This window comes from Candidatus Zixiibacteriota bacterium, from assembly GCA_036480375.1.
In the GTDB taxonomy this organism is placed as follows: Bacteria; Zixibacteria; MSB-5A5; order GN15; family JAAZOE01; genus JAZGGI01.
In genome coordinates this window covers 1-23,668 of record JAZGGI010000024.1, presented here as the reverse complement: position 1 = coordinate 23,668, position 23,668 = coordinate 1, and the positions used below count along the sequence as shown (strand labels likewise).

Here is a 23,668-nt window from a genome sequence, read left to right as displayed (position 1 = left end):
AATATCCAATCTTGAGCTAATTGAAAAAGCCTTTTATGGTATCGACTACTTCTTTTTGTTCATCCGATGTCATCTCACCGAAGATAGGTATCGAAATTACCGTCAGGGCGGCTTCTTCGCAATTGGGAATATCGCCCCGCTTGTAGTTTAAATCCGAAAAACATTTTTGGAGATGAAACGGAACCGGATAATAAATTTTGCAGCCTATTTTCTTGTCTTTCAGCCAGGCAACCAATTCATCCCGTCTATCACACGCGATTGTGTATTGATTATATATGTGCCAGTTGCCGTCTTCGACTTTTGGTGTTCTTACCGGAAGACCGCTGAGCATTTCATCGTATTTTGAGGCGTTTTGTCGGCGCGATTCCGACCAACCCGTAAGATACGGCAGTTTAACCAGCAAAATTGCCGCCTGCAGAGTATCCAGGCGAGAGTTATATCCGATAATTTCATGATGATATTCGAATTTGCCCCCGTGCACTCTGAGCAGACGAACCATGTCGGCGATCTCGTCATCGTTGGTGACGACCATTCCGCCGTCTCCGGCGCAGCCCAAATTTTTAGTCGGGAAAAACGAAAAACATCCGGCGTCTCCCCAATTTCCGGCTTTACGCTCTTTATATACGCTGCCGATAGCCTGCGCCGCGTCTTCAACGACTTTTATATTTAGCTTGCCGGCGATGTCCATAATCGCATCCATCCGGGCGCATTGTCCGAAAAGATGAATCGGTAGAATTGCTTTGGTTTTGGGAGTGATGACCTTTTCAACGCAATCGGGATCGATATTATAGGTATCAATATCTATATCAACAAAAACCGGGGTCGCTCCCAGACGGCTTATAACTCCGGCCGAGGCGAAAAATGAGAATGCGGAAGTGATAACTTCATCCCCCGGCCCGACGCCACAAGCCTGCAATGCCAGCAAGATTGCGTCGGTACCCGAAGCCACTCCAATTGCGTGTTTGACGCCGCAAAACTCCGATACTTCTTCTTCAATCTGTTTTACTTCCGGTCCGAGAATATATCGTCCATGGTCAATAACGCGGGCAATGGCCTGGTCTATCTCTTTGCGAATCGGTTCGGTTTCTCTTTTTATATCAAGTAATGGTACGGCCATGTTTATTCCTTATTCCGGCCAGTTTTGATTTTCAAGCAATTCTTCTTCGGGAACGGGACCGAAGTCTTTGGCCGGAACTCCCGCAAATATCCTCTGGGGAGGAACATCTTTGGTCACTAACGCGCCCGCGGCAACCAGGGCGTCGGCTCCAATTGTTTTACCCGGAAGAATAGTAGCGTTTACGCCGATACGAGCGCCTTTTTCGGCAATAATCCCCTTATAGAATTTAAATCGTTTTTCGGTTCGTCCGACAAAATTATCATTTGAAGTCGCGACACAGGGAGCTATAAAAACGCGATCACTAAGACGGCTATAGGCGGTAATATACACATTGGTTTCCAGCTTGCAATAGCGTCCGATTTCGCAGAAATTTTCTATGGCTACGCCTCGACCGACAATCGTGAAATCTCCGATCGTAACGTTTTCCCGAATTGTGGCCAGGTCGGCAATCAAAACTCTATTTCCGATATGTGAGTCGCGATACATGATCGCCCCGGTCCCGATAATGCAATCATCTCCAATATTACAGGGCGGCAGCTCCTGAACGGAGGTGGTCGCCGAATTAGCCGCTTTCATCGGTTCTTTGCCGATCACGGTATTATCATCAATGCGAACATTATCGCCAATTACCGAATCGGCATGAATGACAATATTATTTCCAAGAACACAACCTTTTCCGATAGAAACGTTCCGACCGATGATACAATTGACGCCAAGGGTCATTTCGGCTCCGATATCTGCCGATTTATCAATAAAATTATTGTCCATTATAATTCTCCGAATCGTCTAATTGAGCACCGGATTAATTAAATTTTCCCGAATAAAAACCATTCAGTTCAGACCTCGCCCCTGATTAATCAATCCGGAATTCCCGATTTGCCAGAGATTTCCTTCCGGGCCTGATTTAACAATTCATAGTCAGTCGGTGAAAGGCGCCTTAGATTCTCGAGATAGTCGGCAAACAAAGAAAGAAAAACCGCCAGCATCAACGACGTACAAAACGTCACCGCGACAATAATTGAGCGTTTTGGTTTATATTTTAATTCCGGAGGGTAGGCCTCTTCCAGAACCGAAATTGTCGGTGTATCCTTTTGTTCCTTTATTCGCGCGTCTTCATAAAGTTCAGTCAGGAGAAGATATACTTTTTCCTGAACCTCGACGGCCGATGAGAACTCGGCCAACTTGATTGACAACCGAGGAATATCTTCAAGAGGCAAATCAAGATACGATTTGCTTCCATCTCCCAACTCAATTTTTCTCAGCTGTTTTTCGTACTCCTGAGCTCTGTTTTCGAGGTTTTTTATCGAAGGATGATTGGCTGAGTACATCTTTTTCTGGACATCAATCGAGACCCGGGTTAAAGCTAATTGCGATTTAAGTTCCGATGCCGCCGAAATGGCCAACTCCTTCTGACTTGCCAAATCTACTGCCTTATTCTCTTTCTGAAATGCCAATAATTTCGCCCGGGCGCTGTCCAACATGGTTTTCGTTGAGTCCAGCCGGTGATAGATAAATTCGCGATCGGATCTTGCCTTTGCCGCTTTGACACTGCGGTTTAAATCATCCAGTTCTTTGACAAATTGATTGGCAATTTTAGCCGCCATTTCGGGATCCTTGTCCTCATAATACAGCTCGACGATTCCCTCGGGAGATACCGATATGGATGATTTATCTTTTAAGTAAGAATGACATTCCTGAAAGGAGCCCAGTTGATAGTGATTCTGCAAATCAAAAACCTCAATAACCGCTCGCGCGATAGTCGTCGATTTGAGCATAGTTGCATATACATCTGAGGGCGTTGCCATGATAGGCAAATCAAATCCGGCCGAACTGATAGTGTACTGGGCAAAACTCCCGGACATACTAACCATCTGGTCGTGTTGGGACGGAAGAATCGATGTTTTGGCTCGGTACCATTTCGGCAAAAGTAAGGCGATAATAACCGCCCCGATGGTACAGACCAAAACCAAACTGATAATGAATTTCTTTCGGCAGGCCAGGACAACAAGCATTTTCCACAGATTAAAATTAGAATATGAATTGTCGTTCATCGTTTATCCTGGCTTTCTTTTTCCGGTATATAGATAATCTCGCCGTCAAATAATTCGTTTGTATCTTCGATGCTTATGCGTCCGCCAGTGGACGGATTGATAATGATTATTTTATCCCGGTTGGCGTTACTGCCGAAGCCGCCGGCTTGAACTATATAATAATCAACGTCCTTTCCATTTATATGCGGAATTAATCCCGGTGACGCTACCGCTCCCAATACGGAGATCATTCCCGTTATTTCAGGAACATAAACCGAATCCCGATCCATAAGAATAATCCGGATCGGATCCATTATGTCACGCGGATTGAGACTCAAACGTGTAATATTCTTCAAATCATTTTGTGGTGAATTTGGATTGTAGTTATCCACGGATGCGATGTTTATGCTCTGTTCGCGGTCCAACCACGATAACCGATATATTTGAGTAAGCTCGCGAATGCCTTTGGGAGTTACCCCACCGCATAAATTAAATAGCTCCGCCAGATTAAATATGTCACCGCTAAGTCCATAACGCCCGGGCCTGGCAACCTCCCCAAAAATTACAACAAAGCCTTGTCTTTGATGCCCCTGTTTCCATGTTATATTCAGATTATCTCCCGCGGCAGGGATATATGAAGATGCATTTGAACTTGCCAAATCAACTCGATTTTTCTCTTCCCCATCGGTTGATGTAATTACAATTTCCAAATCCTCGGAATTTCCGATTAATCCTCCGGCATAAGCGATCAAATCGGATAATTTATCGCCCTCAATAATCTCAATAATGCCCGGCTGATTTACGTTTCCGGAAAGCGACACAAAACGGTTAATAGTATGCCTGGAAGGGACAAATACAAAATCACCTTTGCATAATAAGGGATTGGTAGAGTTATCTCCGATCGCGTTGTATCTAAGAAGATCGGTACGCCAATCGCCCTTGTTCCCCCGAAAAACTATATTACGAATTGATGCGTCCGGAGTGATTCCTCCGGCCAATTCAATTATTTCCGAAATCCGCCACGTTGCCGGGGCGTAATACGTCCCCGGATTTTTGACCTGGCCGGATACGTTTACTTTTACGAAGCGAAATTCAGTCAATTGTATTGTAAAAGGCGAACCCGCGAATAATTCTCCGGCGGATGATTTTATTTTCTCAACCGCTTCATTCATCGTTATCGGGCCAATATAAATCTGCCCGACCGATTTAATAAACAGGTGGCCGTCTGATTTTATTTCGCATGAAATATTAGCCAGCTGGTCGGATATAAAAAAAATCGTAAATCTATCACCCGGACCAACAATATAATCTTCGGGATCAACATAATTGCCAAGAAATTTATTTTGGCTACTGTTATAAATCATCTGTAAGGCCATTTCGGTGAAAGAAACGCTTTTTGATTGAGCATTTACTATTGATTCACCAATCCTGGTTGCCAAATCGCTATTGTTATCGGGATTTTGGGCCAAGCAAAGCCCACCAAAAAGAAAAAACGAAATAAGAATAAATATCGCAATAGTCGATATTTTCATTAGCATCCCACCTACGGTTAAGCCTTGAATTATATCAAACCCTCGTATTATTGTCAAGCTGTTCCTCTCGTTAAAGCGGACATCGCATCAAATAACTGATTATACCACAAACATTTATTTTAGATTATAGGAAACCCGCCCGGGGAATAAAGATTTTCCCGATGTTAATATTGCCGTAAAGAATCAATAATAATCCAGTTTATTATTGAATCAGAGAATAGTATGTTGTCCGGAGCCAGGTATTGCCTCATGTTGCCAACCGGTAAAATTCTCTGAATCAACATCGACAGTGAATCTCCGGCGATAGCGTTGGGTATTCCATCGGTTCCATTTCCGAGAATGCCTTCAAAAGAATCCAGGGAGTAATTACCATAGGGCAGGGCGCCATGGCAGGAAACGCATTTAAGATCAAAAATATCTTTCATGCCGCTGTTATAACTATTTAATCCCGAAGAACCGGGAGCGGCGCTATCGGAGACGACCCATTGAATAACCAGATCCTCTTCGACAACATTTATCATGTTCGCTTCATGGGAACGATTGGCGGAATCCAAAAGAGCCGAATTAGCGGAGTCGCCCGGCTCGACAATGCCCGGCAATACAGTTGTATAATAAAAATTCATAGAATAATCAGTTCTGATTCCGGGATGGCAGGGAAAACAATTATCTTCAAATATCGGCCGAATGTCGCTGTAATAATTATATGATCCTGGGTCGTTGCCGTTGCCCCTCAATTCTATTTTATCGGTCAATATCATGTCTAATACCCTGTAAATTTCCAAATTACTGGAAGTGGGGTATTCTATAAATGGGGTGGGGTTCGCCGTTAAACGCCAGGTTGTCCAGGCGATCCCGGATGCGTCCGTTCTGGTTACTATCGAGTCGTTTTCGACCGGAAGCAGGGCCGTTGAATCAGAAACCACTATACTACGATCAAGGGCTCTAAATAAAACCCGTTGAGATGCTACCGGATTGGAATACTTGTCAACCACGCGAACCTTAATCGTATCAGCAATAAATTCCCCGGCAATCCCGGTTACTGGATTTATAGTAGGTCCAATTAACTCCATTCTTTCGGGATTAGATGCGGTGACTAAAATCGAGAGATAAACAACCGAATCATCGACATCCGAAGCAATAATCTTAATGGTGTCCACTCCGATTAATGTATCCACCAAATATGCGGCCGAGGCATAACCACCCTCATCGGTCGAATCTATCGCCGGAAATATTACCGATCCATCATGGGAAGTGATTTGCTCAAAGGAAACTTCAATTCCAGGTACCAGCGCATTGTTTTCATCGACGACTCTGACCCTGACCGAATCGGACATAAAGGTCCCGGCTTCGACAGCTCGATTATTGGTCGAAAGCAATTCGAGAGATTTGTGTAAATCCGGCTTTTCGGGCGACGGAATTGATTTTTTACTGCATGAGATGGTAAAGATTATGGCGCATACAATAAGAAGGGAGTATCTGGTATATTTCATTTATTGCCTTTCAAACTTTCATTCAAAGGTGACTTTGGACTATACTTAATACACAGAATACAATTGTCAAGACTAAATTGATTTTTAGTTTGGGCGTGTTTAAATCATCTTAGAATGTCGAAACCCCTGCGGTTTCGACATTGCGGCTTTACCCTATTTAAATTTCAGTCCGATTTTGAACAGTGAGGGGATTCTTTTTCGGTCGCGGATCAGAATCAATGCGGCAAAAGCCAGATATATATAAAACACTTCCATCCTAATCTCTGCGAATATGAGTTGAGCAAGAAATAAAACCGCCAGAATTATCGCTCCATACCAGGACATTCTCAAATTCGTCAATATCGCCACGGCGAATATTGACTGTCCCGCGGTCAGCCAGATTTCATGATCCTGACGCAAATCCAGAGGCAGCGCTCCGATTTTCCCGGCCGATATCGAAAAGACGATAGGCAAAGTCCCCACCAATAATGTCCATTGATTGACTTTGGAAGAAATCAAAGCTCCGATAGCCGCCTGTGCCTGTAGACGAAAAGCCCAGATGCCCGCCACCATAAATTCAGGGGCTTCCGATGCCAGCGGCGCCAGCCATTGAACAACAAGGAATTCATCCATCCCGGCTTGAGTCGCGAAATTTTTCAGCGAGTGCGCGAACGGTTCAGCGGATATGAATATTATAAATCCGGCGTACAAAAACAGCGCGTAGGTTACCATTCGGCGCGGTTTATTTTGCAGTTTTCCAATTATCGCGGCCGGGCCGACCAGATCCGGTTCCTCGACTTCCGCTCGGGCCGTGCGGATGATATAGACAATAAAAATAGAGATCAAAACGGCGGCGTCAACCAGCGAAAGGCTGCCTTTGAACGGAATCGAAAAAGCATAGACGGTGGCACAGGCCATATAGAAAACTTCGGTGGAATGGCCTTTATGGAGCTGTAAAGCCTTCTTTTTGGAGCGCAGGAAAAATATGAGAAGCACCATTGGCCAGCCGAGACCGATCAAAAGACGATTGGCGCCGGTCATATTGGCCAGGGCCAACTCCGATAGCGCAATATCTTTGCCGGCGTCCCAGGCAAATACCATATCGACGGCGTATTCGGGAAGAACAGCGATAAGAGCCAAAATCGCCAGTGCGAAACCCTGCGATATATCCATCTGGACGACTTCGGCCGCCCAGGATAGTATAAACGCCGCGCCGAGAAGACTGAATCCAAAAATCAACGCTTCGGTTCCGGGGCCGTTGTGGAAAACGCCGAGGCGCATCAGTATGCCGGGAATTGTTATCAGCGGCGTGACGATCATCACGATTTTGCTGAATTTCCCAGGCGAGTTGGTTATGGCCGTACTTTGATATTCGCTCATGTTTTTGGTTCCAATTGTCGGCCAATCTACGGTGAGATAGCATTAATGTCAAGAATTTCCGGCCAGAGCCATGCAAGAGCCTTTTTTTAAGAACCTCCAAATAGTCATTACGAGCGAGTGAAACGAGCGCGGCAATCTGTGGCTTAAAAAACTCGGAAGTTCCGTCAGTTCCTGCCCGGAATTAGCCGTGTGTGAACTGACGGTTTCAGCGGCGGGTCACAATTTTTCTTCTCAAAATCAGGACCTGCCGCAAAGATAATATTCTTTCTTGACACTTCAGGATATTTAGTCATCTAATAGGAATATTGTTTATTTATTCTATCGTGATCGATTACAGGGAAGGGGAATAATGAGAAAATTTATCATTAGTCTATTGGCATTGGCTTGGCCTGTAGCTGTTTTCGCAAACATTATTCATATTCCCGATGACTTTGGCACTATCCAGGAGTGTATTGATAATGCCTTAACGGGCGATACTATTTTCGTGGGAATCGAAAACTATAACGAGCATCTGACAATTGATAAAACTATCAGCCTCATTGGTGAATCGGTAAATTGCTCGATTATTGACGCCGGAGGCACAGATGACGAAATTTTTATTACATCCCCGAAAGTTCTTATAAAATCTTTAACCTTAACCAATGCTGGCCCAGTATATGGCGATGAATATCCTCATGATGCCGGTGTTAAAATTTATAATTCCGATAGTTGCGTAATTGAAGGATGCAATATAATTGACAATCTGGCCGCCGGAATCACGTTGCGATCATCCTCATATTGTATGATACAGAATAATTACATTTCGAATAATTACACGGGTATATATTTCTTTTTCCCTGAGGATATGCGTGATGTTGATATTGTGGAAAATAAGATTCTGAAGAATCAGATAATTGGCAACGAAAGAACAGGCATCAAATTTGAGCATACCGGGTATTCTCACCACAGATTCAATGAAGTTCGAGGGAATTTAATCTCAAATAACGGAACAGCCTTTTCAATTATTATGTCGTATGACAATATTTTCTGTTTTAATCAATGCATTGATAATTCATCTGGATTTGGCATTGTTCAGTGTATGGGCGGAGGTGGCCGTAATTATTTTCATCATAATATCTTCAAAGCCCGAGATGGTGAGGATTTAAGATACTACTTAGAGATGTTTAATTATCCTGAATATTGGAATTCTCCCGATGATAACGTTGGGAATTTTTGGTCCAATTATACTGGCAGTGATGATAATGGTGATGGATTAGGTGACGTACCCCATGAATTTTACAGTGGCTACTATTATATAGATTGGTTGCCGATTGTCATAATAGATGACGCCGACGGTGATGGTATTACCGACAGTGTTGATAATTGCCCATTAATACCAAACGCTGATCAGATAGATAGAAATAGAAACGGCATCGGTGATGTTTGCGATGAGTACATTAATGGCGACGCCAATGGAGATAAAAACATAAATGTCGGAGATGCCGTTTACATTGTCAATGCCGTATTTAAGGGTGGTCCGCCGCCATCGCATCCCAAAGCGGGCGATGCCAATTGCGATGGCACGTGTAATGTCGGTGACGCCGTTTATTTAATCAATCATGTATTTAAAGACGGTCCCGAACCCTGCGCCAGTTGTCCGTAATTATAGCTTACATTAATTGAAAAGGCGATATCTCGTATATCGCCTTTTGTTGTTTTTTTGAGGCAGATTTAGACTAATGCCCCATCCGAAAAACAGGCGAAGCGCTTTTTTCGGATGGGATCCCGCATGGGGCATTTACATATATTCAATCCATTCGATGTATTTTCAGAAATCATCCTCATTACCGGGATGAATACTTTTTGCGCCCCGGTGCCTCAAATCTTTAGGGCTCGTTGAAAAATTACTGAATGGTCATCACAAGGAGTTCTGCAAAAGCGGGACGACGTGGCGATCTGTTATTATAATACTACAGATTGCCACGCTCTTTTCGTTCGCTCGCAATGACTATGTTATGATTATTTATATGTAGCGACAACTCTAGAGTTGTCGCATTGTCGAAACCGCAGGGATCCTGCCCTACCATTATTTCTATCCAAATGATTTCTTGAATAATTCAGTGTCGGATTTATTAAACAATACAAAATGAATTTCGGTGATTGATCGAGCGTCATCGGCAAATTCATCCAGGGCTTCGTGCATCGCATGGGCGCATGACTCAAGCGACAATCCTCCGACACCGGTACCGATAGCCGGAAATGCAATCGACGACAGATTTAAATCATCGGCGACGTATAGGCTGTTGAGAGTGGATTTATAAACGTATTCTTCGTCGGTTTTCAAATCCTGACCCATACCGGCGGCGTGAATGACGTACATATGCGGCAAATCACCCGCGGTCGTGGCGACCGCATTCCCGATTTCAATCGGCCCTAATGCCACCGCTTCGTCTTCGATAATTTGACCGCCCAAACGTTTGATCGCTCCCGCCACACCGGAACCCATCCAAAGATGATTATTGGCGGCATTGACGATGGCGTCGGTCTTAGCTTCGGTGATATCGCCAGAATAGATTTTGACTTTCATGTCCGCTTTGAAAATTCCTAATAATTTTTATTTGCATCCGGATATTTCATTCTACGTAAGGACGAGGTTTTAGTTTTTCCCGTTTATCTAAAAATATCAGAATTGAGACGCAGAATCCTCCCGCGAAACATCCCAACACTGCGCCTCCCAGCACATCGAGAGGATAATGGACTCCGACGAAAACGCGTGAGATACCGACCAGAAACGCGAATATCATGAAATACCAGCGGTATTTTTTATAGAGCAGGCCGAAGAAAAGTGCCTGACCGAAAAGATTGGCCGTATGGGCCGAGGGAAAGGCAAATCCCGGACCGCATCTTACCAGAAGATGGACATCCAATGCTCGACAGGGCCGCATTCTTTCAACCAGCGGCTTAATCAGCCCGGCCGATGATAAATCGGTTATCGCCACAGTGATTGCGGAAAAAACGACCACCCAGACGAATTTCTTTTTGCCGAAGGTCAAAAGGGTAATGACTATCAAGGCGTATAAAATGCGCAACAGCCAGTCGTTGGTGATAATCGGCATAATAAAATCGGTGACCGGGTTGGCCAGGGTACTGTTTATAATTTGAAACAGCATCGTATCATATTCGAGTATTCGTTCAATCATGGAATTTCCGATGTTTTTTAATGAAGGCTATTGTCTGCCGGTAAGACGGTATTCCCGTGCGGGCTTCCGGCTTAAGACATTTCAGAGCGGCCGTGGCTGAGGCGAATTTCATTTTCCTTTCCAGATCCCATCCCTTGAGTAACCCAAACAAATACCCGCCGTGGAAGGCATCACCGGCCCCGGTAGTATCAACTGCTTTTATCTTAAATGCTTTTTGGCGATGCTGGTTATTAAACGAATCGATACCAAATGAACCATTGGTGCCGCATGTGACGACAACTTCGGGGATGCCGATTTTTTTGAAACCGGACGCGGCTTTTTTTATAGAGCGGGTATTAAAATAATGCCGGGCGTAATCATCGGCGCAAATTAAGAAATCAAGATAAGGAAACAGTTCATCGACTTTGTTGCGAACCGAACCGATATCGAGCATGACTCGGGCGTCGACTTTTTTGCCCCAATGGGCAAGCTTGACGGCGGCTTTTAGATGACGGCCATCGAGGTGAATCAGTTTGGGAATCGGCAAACAGGATAGCTTAAAATCGCGCGGATGGATAAAAATTCGCTGCGGCATATCCAAAACAATTGTCCTGTTTCCCGATTGTTGTTCAATCCAGGCGAAGGCTCTGGCCGACGAGCAGTTTTTTCGGATGACACACAGGTTATGACGCACGCCGAATTTATCGGGCTCTTCTCTGGCGAATTTTGCCCACCGATCATCGCCAAAGGGCGCTATCAAGCTGGCCCGTCCGCCTAATTTGGAAAAAGTACAAAGGGAATTGGGGATCGGCCCGCCTCCCGCGATCAGGCTGCTCTGAGGGATACCGTCGATTTTTTTTCCCGGGAGAGGAAAAGATCGCATTGTCACAAAAAAATCGACCGGAGCGATACCCAGCCCCAGAGCGTCAACCGTTTTTTTCAATTTTAACCTGGCCTCCCGTTAATTCGATCAAGCGTGATTCAAAATCGGAGGTTTTTGATTTCCTGATTTTAAGTTCCATGGTTACTTCGTCAGCGAAATTTTGATTTATGATTTTGAATTTCTCGGCGTCTATAATTCGCATAAGCTGGTCATAGTATTTAAACGCAATCGAAAATTTCAAGCGGTCGCAGATTAACCGTTCGACTATTCGCGCTTGGTCAAGCATTTCTGACGCGGCACCTGAATAAGCCCGGATCAATCCTCCGGTTCCCAATTTCGTACCGCCATAATAACGAATGACAATAATGATTACATTTTTTAATTCATGCCCGGTGATGGTCTGAAATATGGGCCGCCCGGCAGTCCCGGACGGTTCCCCATCGTCTGAATATTTGAACTTTGCGTCGTCAATACCAATCGTATAGGCATAACAGTGATGCGTCGCTGAATATTCTTCTTTACGAATTTTCTCCAGGATATTTTGACAGTCCAATTCACTTTCGATTGAGAAACCTTTGGCGATAAAACGAGAGCCCTTAATTTTAATTTCATGTTCGGCCGGAGCAGCCAGAGTCAAAAAGCTATCGATAATTTTCCCAGACATGGTACTTGCTAAACCAATGATTTGAGAATCAGTTTATATTCGTTAACATTAGTTAGCGGGATGGCTCCGTATTCGATGAATTTTTCAAGATGCGGATTTTCATCGCCGACTATCACAAAAAGCAATTTACCCAGCTGATGACAGCATAGGGCGGCATCGAGAGTCCCCACTGAATTCGCCGAAACCTGCCCGATAACGACCACCTGAGAGAGTCCCACAATAATGCGATTGCGACTCATCAGCCGTCCGGTACTGACCGGGCTATCGGGTATATATTCGCTAATAAGGCCTCCCGATTCAGTAATTTCTTTGGCCAGACCGCTGTTTTCCAAAGGATGGATAATGTTTATTCCGCAGGGCAGGACGGCGTAGGTCTTGCCCCTTTCTTTTAACGCTCCAACATGACCGGCGGTATCGATACCTCGGGCCAGACCGCCAACAATAGATACTCCGTTTTTGGCCAAAAGAGATCCCAGTTCCACGGCATCTCCGATGCCTTCGGCCGAGACGTCCTGAGATCCGATAATAGCTACCGTTTTTTCATCCTGAGACGGCAGGTTACCCTGATAATACAGGAGCGGCGGCGGATCATTTAATTCATCCAGAAGTCGCGGATAATTATCAGCGGAGTAGATTACCGAACGGGAGTCAAAGGCATCAAGGCTTTCGATTATAATCTGGGCCGGGTCAAGAAATTCGGGAGCCTTGGCGACAGCGGAAGCTCGTCCCGGTCCGATACCTTCCAATTGCTGGAGTTCATCGACTTCGGCTAGAAATATGTCTTCAACAGTTTGATATTGATTAATAAGCAGAGCAAAAGTGCGGGGGCCCACTTTGCCGGTCATTTTCAGCGCCAATATCTGGGAAGCGGGACTGTATTTCTTTAAATCCAACATTAACATAATTTACGTCGGCGGTTTGGGTTTGGCAATAACCAATCACAAAAACGGAAAATTATAAAAGGGATGTTGCTCATTTACGGCATTTTCTTATATTTAATCTATGCGAAAATTAATTTATATCCCAGCCATTCTAATTTTATCGTTTCTTCTGAATTCCTGCGGAGACGATTTAGTGCCTGAGCAGAGAGTCGTCAGGATGCGGCATCTAATGGATGAGGGGAATTACGAAGAGGCTCTCGAACATTTCGTAATTCTAAAAAAAGATATGCCCACCGATAAAGCAACGCTTTTTATGGGGGCGCGTCTATATGAAAAACTAAATCTAATTGACAGCGCTTTATCGTATGCCATCAAATTTTCCGCATTATATCCGACCGATTTTGAGGGACAGAAGTTCCTGTATGAGATAAGTGAGCGTGCCGAGGATTTTGAAATGCAATTAAAAGCGGCCAGTCGTTTGGGCGCTCTGGAAAACAATAGGAAAAAATACCTGCCCAAAATCGCCGAATTGAATATTAAAACCGGAATGCCGGGAATGGCGGTATCGATCTATCGCGATTTGCTTGTTGACGATCCATCCAACAATCAAATTCGATTCGCTTTCGCCTATAGCCTGGCCGCTACCGGTCAATTTGACAGTGCCGTAGTTGTCATTGAGGAATTACTGGCTCAGAATCCCGGAGAGCTGGAATTAATGAATAATCTGGCGTTTTTTCTGACTCAGGCCGAAAGATATGAGGAAGCTGAAACCCAATACATTTTAATCACTAAAACCTTTCCGGATTATCTCGCCGGATGGCACGGCCTCGGGACGGTTCTGAAACAATTAGGTGATACGGCAAAGTCGATTGAAGCCTATCAGCGAGTTTATAATTCCGATTCAACATTTTTGGGGGTTGATTCGATTTTAAGAGAATTGAGTTCGGATTAAGACAAAGTAAATACGGGCTCGTCGCGACGAGCCCCCTACCGGTAGCAGCCGATTTAAAATATACTTCATCATACTAAATAGGAAATTTCGGAAAATGTGTTGAATTGATGTGAAAATTGGAGGTTTTTTATGCGGGAACCCACTCGAAAAAACACTTCGCTTATTTTTCGGATGGGTTACGGGGCTGGCGGGTCTACATTTGACAATACTAATAATAATTCGTAAAATGGTTAAGTAATATAACCAAAGTTTTTCTTTAAAAAAGGAACGGTTTATGAAATTTAGCAACGTATTAGGTTCATTTGAATTTCATATCTTAATATTGGATAAAGTATATACAGTATCATGTCCAAGAGAAGGCAAAAGATGTAATCGCGATGGGGAATTTTTTAACTTCCAATTTTCCTGCGAAAACGAATCTAAGCATATAAATATTTTTGTAAGTGGAACGCTTTTGGCAGAACTCAAACCTGAAAATTCTCTAGAAATCGCAATGTTGAATGTGGCGAAGAAAAAAATGGAAACGGGTAACGATGAAATTGAATTACACACAGGGAATTTTAAATCATACCTTTTTAATACTCCTTTAGAGATGACTAATGAGATGATTAGAGGTGACATATCAAATTACATTAAAAGAAGGTACGATGCAGAATTTGAAAAGTCATTCACAGTTATAGAAATAATTCTTGCATGTGAATTATCGGTGGTCACTACGAAAAAACAATTACACTTTATGCATAAACACAAACTACTAAGTTTCTCTTGGCCATCTGATATTTGGATGACACTAGGCTCAGAATCTGAGTGGTTTGTGCAAGATTTCAGTATTTCGGCGGATAATTATATCAATCTAACCAATCAACCTCAAAATTTGATTAATGTGGAAAACGCCAAAAACATACAACAGATATCTAAAGAATGGGATTTTTTCATTTGTCACGCTTCTGAAGATAAAAAGGAAGTTGTCGAACCTCTTGCAATGGAACTTAATAATAGAGGTGCAAAAGTATGGTATGATGATTGGACATTATCTATAGGTGATAGTCTAAGCCAAAGGATTGATGATGGTCTTAAAAACTCGAAATATGGAATAGTCATCATAAGCAAAGCGTTCTTTAGTAAGCCTTGGCCCCAAAGAGAGTTATCTGGATTGGTTCAGAAGGAAATTAAGGGGAACAAAGTAATATTGCCTGTATGGCACAAAGTGGATCACGATTATGTCGTCTCCAAATCACCGACCTTGGCAGATAAATTAGCCGGATCAACAGATAAAGGGATTTCGGAACTAGCAACCAAGATTCTAAAATCCTCCCAAATCAGTCTGTAGGCACGGATGGCTCATCCCAAAAAATGTAAAGTTTTCGGGTGGCTTTCCCAAAATGCAATCGCTTCAAATTCCCTGATTTCACCATACGACAACCCGAGGGTTGTCGCTACGCAAATAAGTTTATATCTTTGCAGAAGGGCATTGGTGGTGCAGGGTGCAGGCTTCGCAGCGGGGACGGCGGGCGACGCAGACGGCGCGGCCGTGGTCGATTAGTAAATGCGTCAGGATAATCCAGTCCTTTTTGGCGATCAATCGCCCGGTGCCCCACATCTTCAGATGTGGAGATAGATATATCACTCCTCAACTTAGTATTATCTAAATGTATTTACATTATTGCCCACAATCGGGTTCATAATACCAAATTTATATAATAATGGCAATCAGTTTATTGATTTATGGATTAATCTCTGGCAGGAGCCCTGTGGGCTCTTGCCCTACAAAATTTCTCAATTCCCCAACAAATTCACCATTGATTCTTAAACCAACCCCTTAGTTGAAAATAAGTATATCCTTAACCGGGAGACGCATCATATATGCCACAAAATAAAAGGAGCCAAAAGGACGACTACGAAAAAGGACAAAACGAACCCAATTCCCCGCAACTAAAAATAAAACATGCAATTACAAGGGATTTTCAAAAATGAAAATGTGGATAACTCTGGATTCCCGACTCGCTTTACCCTCTGGGCTTCGCTCTCGGGAATGACAGGCAAATTGGTTCGACAACTCAAGAGTTGTCTCTACACAGGTAAAGGCCTGTTTTTAGCTGTTGTGCGGGGTACAACGAATGTAGATAAAAATATTACTAAATCCAGGTTATTTCGCAGACGGGCATTGGGGGCGGAGGGTGCAGGCTTCACAGCGGGGACGGCGGGCGACGCAGACGGCGCGGCCGTGGTCGATTAGTAAATGCGTCAGGATAATCCAGTCTTTTTTGGCGATCAATCGCATCAGATCAAGTTCGATCCTGTACGGGTCTTTGTTTTCAGTCAGACCAAGCAAGTTGGCGATTCGTTTGACGTGAGTATCGACGACGATGCCTTCGGCTTTGCCGTACCATGCCCCCAATATGACCGATCCGGTTTTGCGCCCGACACCGGGGAGTTTGATAATCTCATCTAACGTATCGGGGACCGTACCCCCAAAATCATGCAGGATGGCGGCGGCGGAATTTTTGATTGATTTGGCTTTGTGGCGATACAGCCCGATTGATTTGATATCGTTTTCGAGTTGTGTAATATCGGCCGAGGCGAAATCTTTTATCGATTTATATTTTTTGAAAAGTCCGGGCGTGATTTTGTTGACCTGCTCGTCGGTTGTCTGAGCCGAGAGTATCGTCGAGACGAGAAGCTGATGGGCGGTTTTGAATTTGAGCGAACATCCCGAATCGGGGTATTCGGCTTTGAGAAGTTCGACTATTTTTTTGGCCCGGCGCCTGGCATCTTTTATCATAATGGATTAGTATTTGCTGAATTTTTTTGCCTGTTTGTCAAATTGAATGTTGGTCACTTCGGATAGTTGCTTTTTGGAAAGCTTTAGCCTTTTTCGGTCAACCTGTTTTAGAAATTCGCCGGATTTTATTTCACCGAAGAGTTTTTTCATCTGTGTTTTGACGTTTTTGTCGATGACCCGGGGGCCGTTTGTGACCGAGCCGTAACGGGCTATCGGCGAGATGCGTTCGAACATTCCTTCGAGGCCGTATTTTTTGATTAATTCAACTAAGAGGTCTATCTGGAAGGCGACTTCGAGATAGGCATTTTGCGGAGGGATTCCATTTTCGACGAGAGTCTCGAATCCAAATTTTAACAGCCGGGCCAAACCTCCGCAAAGTACTGCCTGCTCGCCGAACAGGTCGCCTATAGCTTCATCGGCAAAGGTGGTTCTGACCAGATGAGTTTTGGGAATCCCGATGGCTCGGGCAAGGCGGCTGAGATTTTCAAATCCTTTTTGCTTTGATCCCTGATGCACAGAAATAAAAGCCGAGTAAGAAATTTTATTCAGATAATTATCGCGAACTGCCAAACCCGGAGCGTGGGGCGCGAGGAGGTAAACCGGAAAATTCTTGGGCGGAACAACCTGCTTGAAATGAATTGAGGAGCCATGCAGAAATACCAGCGCCGTTTTTTTTTGGAGCGTGTTAAAAAAATTATCGGTTAGAATTTCTTTGTGAGCGTGATCGGGCAGGGCAACAATTATATAATCGGATTCGATCGAGGAGGATAAGATTGATATTGCGTGTAATTTATCTTTTTGGGCCAGTGATTTGGATTTCGAACGTGCCCGCAGTCCGACGGTAACATTGAATCCCGAGTCTTTCAGATTAAGGGCAATCGCTCGGCCTTGTGAGCCGTATCCCAGGACGGTTATGTTTTGATTTCTTTTCATTTGAATATCCTCTTTCGTGACCGGAATATAGTCAGTAATTAGCCCTGTCAAAACCGATTTTTTCATAATCGTTTATAATTGACAAACCGGTCAACATCTCGTATCAAGGATTTATGCCGAGCAGAGAGAAAATTCTTTTGCAACAGGTGATGAATGCTTTGCAGGAGGACGTCGGCGCCGGAGATATTACCAGTTTGGCGACAGTGCCTGAATCGATGACCGGTGAAGCCGAAATTGTCGCTAAGTCCGATGGCGTTATCGCGGGGTTGCCTCTGTGTGAGCTGACTTTTCTAAAAGTCGATCCCCAGATAGAATTTACGATGCTGATAGAAGACGGTCAGAAATTTAAAAAAGGCGACCGGGCGGCGTTGTTGTCGGGGCGTCTGCGCTCGATTTTGACCGGGGAACGGACGGCTCTGAATTTTCTGATGCATCTATCGGGTGTTGCCACGCTTACAAACAAAATGGTTGAGGTTGCGGGTCCGGATAAGGTGCGGATATTGGATACCCGTAAGACCATGCCGGGGTTGCGGTATGTTGAAAAATACGCAGTCGCGACTGGCGGCGGTGAAAATCACCGTTATGGCCTTTATGATATGGTTTTGATAAAAGATAATCATATTGCCGCGGCCGGTTCGGTAACAGAGGCGATAGCGAAGGTCCGCGAATTTATGGCTTCGGAAAAATTTATAAAGATTTTTCATACCGAGCCATCGGCTTTTGAAATCGAGGTCGAGGTTGAAAGTATCAAGCAGCTCAACGAGGCTCTCGACGCTAAAATCGAACGAGTTCTTCTGGATAATAAATCGCCGGAGCATTTGAAAGAGATGGCCGCTTTCGCCCGCGAGCATGAGAACGGTACGGGTGTTTTGCTGGAGGCATCCGGCAACATCACGCTGGACAACGTGGCCGAGGTGGCGGCGACGGGAGTGGATTATATTTCAGTCGGAGCTTTGACCCATTCGGCTCCGGCTTCCGATTTTTCGCTAAAAATTATCATCGATGAATAAGCAAAATCTCAATGATGTGTCGGATAATTTGGTAGATATTATTCGACGCCGACCGGATTATTTTTATACGTTTGCCTATCTAAAAAGGAAGCTCGAAATTGATGAAGATTTACTGGCAAAGGCTATCGCTCTTTTGCGGCAGACGGGATATAGAATAGAAACCCGCAAGGATACGCATTGCGCGTTTAAATCGGCTCCCGATTTGTTGCTCCGGGCGGAGATTCTGCATGGATTGAAGACAAAGAAGATGGGCCGTAATGTTCACGCTTTTCAATCGGTGCAATCGACTAATATAATCGCGCGTCAAATGGCCGAGACCGGGGCGGTCGAGGGAACTATTGTCGTCGCTGAAGAGCAGACTCGCGGCCGGGGACGGCTGGGGAGAAAATGGTTTTCTTCAAACGGGAAAGGTATTTATCTTTCGATAATAATCTATCCCGATATCAGGCCGACGATGGCTCCCGGACTTTCGATTATGACAGCGCTGGCTCTGGCTGATACCATATCGGATTACGGCGCGCCGTCGGTGAATATCAAATGGCCCAATGATTGCCTGATTAACGGACGCAAAACGGTGGGGATACTGACCGAACTTTCGGCCGAGATTGGAAAGGTGCATTATGTTATCGTCGGGGTGGGGATCAACGTCAATCAGCAGCGCGAAGATTTCCCCGAAGATATCAGGAAAAGAGCGACTTCGGTAGGAGCGGAATTGAAACGGAAATTATCCCGGGTAGAGTTGTTACAAAATTTTTTATACCAATTTGAGAAGGATTACCGTGTCTATCAAAAGTCGGGTCTTAAAAATCTGCGGAAGCGAATTGTTAAATATTCTAATCTGATTGGAAGCTTTGTCAGTCTGGGTCAGAAGGACGAAATAATTTCAGGGATTGCTCGCGATATTGATACTGAGGGGCGGTTGATTCTGGAATTACCTGATGGGAACCGAAAAGCGTTTAATGCCGGGGAAGTTACGGTAATTAAGGAATAAAAAAAGGCCGGGATATTGCATCCCGACCTCTATCGCACAGGGGGTTGGGAAGGGGGCTTTGCTACCCTTTGGAAAATCCAACGTTTTTCAATATCAGTCCCAAAGTAAACACTGCGGCGGTTACCGGCAGGAGATAGAAAAAGCTATACGGCAAAAACAACCCCAAAATAAATGCCGAAACTGCCGCCGGTAGAACCACGAAAAATATCAACTCAAAACCCAGTTTTACCAATTTGTATATTATGAGCGCAACCAAAGCGGCTACCAAAAAATATGCCGCATAGAGCCCGTTCTGCCCGAACTGGTCAACGATAAATTGCCGAATCGGATCAAGCATCTCCTGATGCTGAGAAACCTGCGAGGCAATAATATCGTTTTTTATACTCGATAGCAGACTCATTAATCTCCTGTCCTATAAATATATTCGGTCGACTTCGGTAAATCCTTAGTCCACCGGTTCAATTGTTAGACTGGATTCTCCTACCTGGGTCAACCCGATCATTCGGCTGGTCAGAAAATTCCTGGATGTTATCCATTTTTGGGATAATTCCAGAATTTCTTCCTGATTTAACTCTTCCTCCCAGTCAAGGATGATATTATCAAGATGCTGGTTTTCAACAATGACATCATCCATTGTAAGAGTAAATTTGACCTTCATGCAATCACCCGCTTTGCTATCAATAGGTTCACCGTTTCGATGTTCCTTTTGCAAGGCTAATGCCAAGCCAATACGAGAAATGAGTAATTGTTATAAGTTGTTGTATGTTAAAGAGATATGGTGCGGGCGCAACCCCATACTGGCTAATTTACCGGAATTTTGACACTTCAATACATCCAATTATATGGGCAGATTCCCATTACCTGTCGGAATGGCCAAAGTCTTTATTTTACTGCCTTTGGGGGGTAATTGGAGGAAATATCACAAGCTTAATATCGCAAAAATTATAACTCCAAAATATGGAACCACCATTGTCAAAGATGGTAAAATCAATTGGATGGGGACATCGGGTCCCAAAATTGTGAATAACATCAGGAGGAAAATTATGAAGCGGAGGTCAATTCAAGCCCTCATACTTTTGTCTTTCTTCTCAATAGTTCTATTTACCGCAAACATATCTTTTGCCGGGGATAAGGCAAAATATGGCCCGTGGATAGGCGTTTACGTCCAGCAGATAGATGAAGATATGGAGGAGGCATTTAACCTTTCTCGCAGCGATGGAATTGTTATAGTCGATGTTTTGGACGGTTCGCCGGCCGAAGAAGCAGGACTACGCAAAAGGGACATTATAGTCAATTTTAATGGGAAGAATATTGATGGATCAACTCCGCTTCGGGATTTTGTGTTGGATACGGAAGCGGGAGATGAAGTTGACGTCGTTTATGTGAGAAATGGTAAGGAAAAAACAGCCGTTGTTAAAATCGGGAATCGGCCCAAATCGTCGGCTCCCGGAGAATCAATCATCGGATATAAGGGTCCTGGCAATTACGCCTATTCATTCATTTCTGAGCCGTCCGGCTATATCGGCGTCGGCATTATGGATCTCAATGATCAATTGGGGGAATATTTTGGAGTTGAGGACGGTGAAGGAGTGTTGGTTACCGAAGTCCAGGATGATTCTCCGGCGCAAGTGGCGGGAATCAAGGCGGGGGATGTGATTACCGGAGTTGACGGTGAAGATGTCAATTCGACCGATGAACTGCGGGAAATTATCGGAGCTATGGAAGAAGGTGACCGGGCGGAGATTAGTTATTTGCGGGACAAAAGGGAACGAACGGTGACGGTTGAGATCGCGGAGCATGAGCCTGAAATTCATACGTTTTCGGCGCCTCGTATCAGGATCCCCTCACCGGGTTCAAAAAGCTATGGATTACGTTGGTTTGGCGACGACGACTTCGATATTCATTTTGATGATCAACGATCGGAGATCGATAAACTCCGCAAGGAAATAAAGAAACTTCAGGAAGAGATAAGCAAGATCAAAGAAAAGCTTGAATAAAAATCTTTACGGATAGGTAAAGAAAGAACATCACGATCACTCCTTCCTTTTTTTTAATTGTACCCTGTGCCCTCGATAATAATCGGGGGCTTTTTTTAATATATTGGAATAGAAAAATCTGCGGATAAATATTGACACATGAAGCAAATATTCATATATTCGCTTTGACTAATACTCCCCCCTCAGCCAATACCGCCCAAAACGGGAGAAATATATGAAGTGCTGGCAATTTCTTGGGGGCCAGTCGTTGAAAACAGTATACATATTATTAATAATCCTTCTTGTAGGTTTTATCAATGAGGTAGTCTGTGAAGAAACATCTTCATCAGGGGCAAATTATAGTAGTTATTTTCCGCGCTATGATTATTTCCTTAATGATGCCAACAAAATCAGGCTATCACTTACCAATTTTGGAGTTTTAGGCGCAGGCAGGCATTTTATGAATCATGCCAGTTGCGAATATCCGAAGAATTCCTATAACGAATATTTATGGGGCGCGGAATTATGGTTCGGCGGAATTATTGACGGCGACACCCTTGTATCTTCCTCTTCAATGGATACTGATGACTGGTCAGATTTGATCAGAACAGAAATATTTCCTGATTGGAACAACGGTGATCTCAAAATACGCTCAAGAAATAAAACTGGAGTGAACTATGATTTAAATGCCAATTCGGATTTGGATATTGAATTTACATTGACAGACACCATGCCCAGTACTTGGTCTTATGGGATGATGCCGGAAGATCCTTACGATAATCGTTATCACAAGCCTTTAGGTATAGTAATTAAGCATACAAGCTATACCTGGGATACTGATTACACTAAGGATTTCATTATTATTGATTATATGATTAAAAATGAAGGAAAGAAAACTATTGAAGATTTTTATATGGGAATCTATACCGTAACGGCCGTTGGTAATAAGGGCGATATGGGTGCGGGCAAAAGTAATAATGACGAGTTAATCGGTTTTAAATGTGTATCTGCATATTCTCCTGGGCAATGTGTACCGCCTGATTCGATAAATTTAATGTGGTGGGCAGATAATGAGGGCGAAGCCGTAAATAATTGCAGGTATGATTATCGTTCCCCACGGGCGGCCGCCTCATTTCAATTTCTTCGCCGTCCAAACGAAAATGCCAAAATTAATTTTAATTGGTTTGTTTCCGGATACCATTGGGCTGCTAATTTTGGACCTCAGTTGAAAGACAACTATCGTGAATTTCATTATGGAACAGGGTATCCCACTGGTGATAATAATAAATATTACCTCATGTCGAATGGCGAAATTGATTATGATCAAATGTTTACGGTTATTGACCATCAAGGTGAAGGATTTCTTCCGCCCCCTGGAATGGCATTTGCCGTTGACGTATCCAATGGCTTTTCGCCCGAGGGAGTTCTATCAACCGGGCCGGTTGATCTGGCGCCAGGTGATTCGACTTTTATGACAATGGCCTTGGTATTTGGCGATAAATTTCACTGGAAACCCTGGAGTTATCTCTGGTATCACGATCCCTGGAGTCCTGAAGCGTATTTCAAATACTTAGACTTTAGGAATCTTTTTGAAAATTCATATTGGGCTAAATTCACTTTTGATAATCCCGGGGTTGATACTGACAATGACGGATACCGCGGAAGGTATTTGTGGAAATGTAAATGCGATGACATCGATACCTGTTATGAAGAAGGTGATTTTCCGATAGATACAACCCGCGATTGTTGTTATAAAAGATATTTTACCGGAGACGGTGTTCCTGATTTTAGAATAGCTTCGCCCCCCCCGGCTCCGATTGTACGCACTATTCCCAAACACGATAAGGTAACAATACGATGGAATGGAAAAATAACCGAGGATTACATTGATTTTTTCACACAGGAAAAGG

General features: G+C 44.0%; 23 protein-coding genes. 8 read left to right on the top strand and 15 right to left on the bottom strand.

Annotated elements, in window-relative coordinates; all coding sequences use genetic code 11:
* Nucleotides 1-16: 16 nt before the first annotated feature.
* From V3V99_06245 to V3V99_06220, 6 genes are all read right to left on the bottom strand, one after another.
* Nucleotides 17-1,117, bottom strand: a complete 1,101-nt coding sequence (locus V3V99_06245; protein ID MEE9442251.1) for a DegT/DnrJ/EryC1/StrS family aminotransferase — start codon at nt 1,115-1,117, stop codon at nt 17-19.
* Nucleotides 1,118-1,126: 9 nt separating this feature from the next.
* Nucleotides 1,127-1,885 (bottom strand): DapH/DapD/GlmU-related protein, encoded by a 759-nt coding sequence (locus V3V99_06240; protein MEE9442250.1) that lies wholly within the window; start codon nt 1,883-1,885, stop codon nt 1,127-1,129.
* Between the two features lie 89 nt (nt 1,886-1,974).
* Nucleotides 1,975-3,168: a Wzz/FepE/Etk N-terminal domain-containing protein gene (locus V3V99_06235; GenBank protein MEE9442249.1), complete on the bottom strand. Its 1,194-nt coding sequence runs from the start codon at nt 3,166-3,168 to the stop codon at nt 1,975-1,977.
* The gene (locus V3V99_06230; protein ID MEE9442248.1) at nt 3,165-4,679 is read right to left on the bottom strand and encodes an SLBB domain-containing protein; all 1,515 of its coding nucleotides are present in this window, start codon (nt 4,677-4,679) and stop codon (nt 3,165-3,167) included. The genes V3V99_06235 and V3V99_06230 overlap by 4 nt, the downstream gene beginning before the upstream one ends.
* Nucleotides 4,680-4,843: 164 nt before the next feature.
* On the bottom strand, nt 4,844-6,169 hold the full coding sequence (locus tag V3V99_06225; protein MEE9442247.1) for a hypothetical protein: 1,326 nt from the start codon (nt 6,167-6,169) through the stop codon (nt 4,844-4,846).
* 153 nt (nt 6,170-6,322) lie between these two features.
* Nucleotides 6,323-7,528, bottom strand: a complete 1,206-nt coding sequence (locus tag V3V99_06220) for a sodium:calcium antiporter (GenBank protein ID MEE9442246.1) — start codon at nt 7,526-7,528, stop codon at nt 6,323-6,325.
* A 349-nt stretch (nt 7,529-7,877) separates the two neighbouring features.
* Between V3V99_06220 and V3V99_06215 the strand changes: the two genes are divergently transcribed.
* Nucleotides 7,878-9,170, top strand: a complete 1,293-nt coding sequence (locus V3V99_06215) for a right-handed parallel beta-helix repeat-containing protein (protein MEE9442245.1) — start codon at nt 7,878-7,880, stop codon at nt 9,168-9,170.
* A gap of 429 nt (nt 9,171-9,599) precedes the next feature.
* Here V3V99_06215 and V3V99_06210 read toward each other — a convergent pair whose 3' ends face one another.
* Genes V3V99_06210 through V3V99_06190 form a run of 5 tightly spaced genes read right to left on the bottom strand, consistent with a single transcriptional unit; the run spans nt 9,600 to nt 13,135 of the window.
* Nucleotides 9,600-10,094: a macro domain-containing protein gene (locus tag V3V99_06210; protein ID MEE9442244.1), complete on the bottom strand. Its 495-nt coding sequence runs from the start codon at nt 10,092-10,094 to the stop codon at nt 9,600-9,602.
* Between the two features lie 46 nt (nt 10,095-10,140).
* Entirely contained in the window at nt 10,141-10,707 is a 567-nt protein-coding gene (locus tag V3V99_06205) for a phosphatase PAP2 family protein (GenBank protein ID MEE9442243.1), read from the bottom strand.
* The gene (locus V3V99_06200) at nt 10,700-11,629 is read right to left on the bottom strand and encodes a PfkB family carbohydrate kinase (protein ID MEE9442242.1); all 930 of its coding nucleotides are present in this window, start codon (nt 11,627-11,629) and stop codon (nt 10,700-10,702) included. Before V3V99_06200 ends, V3V99_06205 begins: the two co-directional genes overlap by 8 nt.
* Entirely contained in the window at nt 11,613-12,233 is a 621-nt protein-coding gene (locus V3V99_06195; GenBank protein MEE9442241.1) for a YigZ family protein, read from the bottom strand. The genes V3V99_06200 and V3V99_06195 overlap by 17 nt, the downstream gene beginning before the upstream one ends.
* An 8-nt stretch (nt 12,234-12,241) precedes the next feature.
* Nucleotides 12,242-13,135 carry a DNA-processing protein DprA gene (locus V3V99_06190; GenBank protein MEE9442240.1) on the bottom strand — a complete coding sequence of 298 codons (894 nt, stop codon included), beginning with the start codon at nt 13,133-13,135 and terminating at the stop codon, nt 12,242-12,244.
* Nucleotides 13,136-13,307: 172 nt separating this feature from the next.
* Here V3V99_06190 and V3V99_06185 point away from each other — a divergent pair, with 172 nt between their 5' ends.
* The 3 genes from V3V99_06185 to V3V99_06175 all read left to right on the top strand — a co-directional run bounded on the left by V3V99_06185 (nt 13,308) and on the right by V3V99_06175 (nt 15,609).
* On the top strand, nt 13,308-14,066 hold the full coding sequence (locus V3V99_06185) for a tetratricopeptide repeat protein (protein MEE9442239.1): 759 nt from the start codon (nt 13,308-13,310) through the stop codon (nt 14,064-14,066).
* Between the two features lie 274 nt (nt 14,067-14,340).
* Nucleotides 14,341-15,396, top strand: coding sequence for a toll/interleukin-1 receptor domain-containing protein (locus V3V99_06180; protein MEE9442238.1), 1,056 nt, complete (start codon nt 14,341-14,343; stop codon nt 15,394-15,396).
* Nucleotides 15,397-15,402: 6 nt separating this feature from the next.
* Nucleotides 15,403-15,609, top strand: a complete 207-nt coding sequence (locus V3V99_06175; GenBank protein ID MEE9442237.1) for a hypothetical protein — start codon at nt 15,403-15,405, stop codon at nt 15,607-15,609.
* Between the two features lie 603 nt (nt 15,610-16,212).
* Here the strand turns inward: V3V99_06175 and nth are convergent.
* Complete coding sequence (nth, locus tag V3V99_06170; protein ID MEE9442236.1) at nt 16,213-16,848, bottom strand: endonuclease III; 636 nt, start codon at nt 16,846-16,848, stop codon at nt 16,213-16,215.
* Nucleotides 16,849-16,854: 6 nt separating this feature from the next.
* A complete protein-coding gene (ilvC, locus tag V3V99_06165) occupies nt 16,855-17,781 on the bottom strand; it encodes a ketol-acid reductoisomerase (protein ID MEE9442235.1) in 927 nt (308 codons plus the stop codon).
* A gap of 113 nt (nt 17,782-17,894) precedes the next feature.
* Between ilvC and nadC the strand changes: the two genes are divergently transcribed.
* Together nadC and V3V99_06155 are read left to right on the top strand one after the other, a co-directional pair.
* Nucleotides 17,895-18,791 carry a carboxylating nicotinate-nucleotide diphosphorylase gene (gene nadC, locus V3V99_06160; GenBank protein MEE9442234.1) on the top strand — a complete coding sequence of 299 codons (897 nt, stop codon included), beginning with the start codon at nt 17,895-17,897 and terminating at the stop codon, nt 18,789-18,791.
* The gene (locus V3V99_06155; GenBank protein MEE9442233.1) at nt 18,784-19,782 is read left to right on the top strand and encodes a biotin--[acetyl-CoA-carboxylase] ligase; all 999 of its coding nucleotides are present in this window, start codon (nt 18,784-18,786) and stop codon (nt 19,780-19,782) included. Before nadC ends, V3V99_06155 begins: the two co-directional genes overlap by 8 nt.
* A gap of 61 nt (nt 19,783-19,843) precedes the next feature.
* On the opposite strand, the gene V3V99_06150 is transcribed toward V3V99_06155, so the two are convergent.
* Together V3V99_06150 and V3V99_06145 are read right to left on the bottom strand one after the other, a co-directional pair.
* Nucleotides 19,844-20,182: a hypothetical protein gene (locus tag V3V99_06150; GenBank protein ID MEE9442232.1), complete on the bottom strand. Its 339-nt coding sequence runs from the start codon at nt 20,180-20,182 to the stop codon at nt 19,844-19,846.
* Nucleotides 20,183-20,227: 45 nt separating this feature from the next.
* Nucleotides 20,228-20,440, bottom strand: a complete 213-nt coding sequence (locus tag V3V99_06145) for a hypothetical protein (GenBank protein MEE9442231.1) — start codon at nt 20,438-20,440, stop codon at nt 20,228-20,230.
* Nucleotides 20,441-20,825: 385 nt separating this feature from the next.
* Between V3V99_06145 and V3V99_06140 the strand changes: the two genes are divergently transcribed.
* Together V3V99_06140 and V3V99_06135 are read left to right on the top strand one after the other, a co-directional pair.
* On the top strand, nt 20,826-21,779 hold the full coding sequence (locus tag V3V99_06140; protein MEE9442230.1) for a PDZ domain-containing protein: 954 nt from the start codon (nt 20,826-20,828) through the stop codon (nt 21,777-21,779).
* 214 nt (nt 21,780-21,993) lie between these two features.
* Nucleotides 21,994-23,668 (top strand): hypothetical protein (locus tag V3V99_06135; GenBank protein ID MEE9442229.1); only part of this gene is annotated, 1,675 nt, incomplete at its 3' end.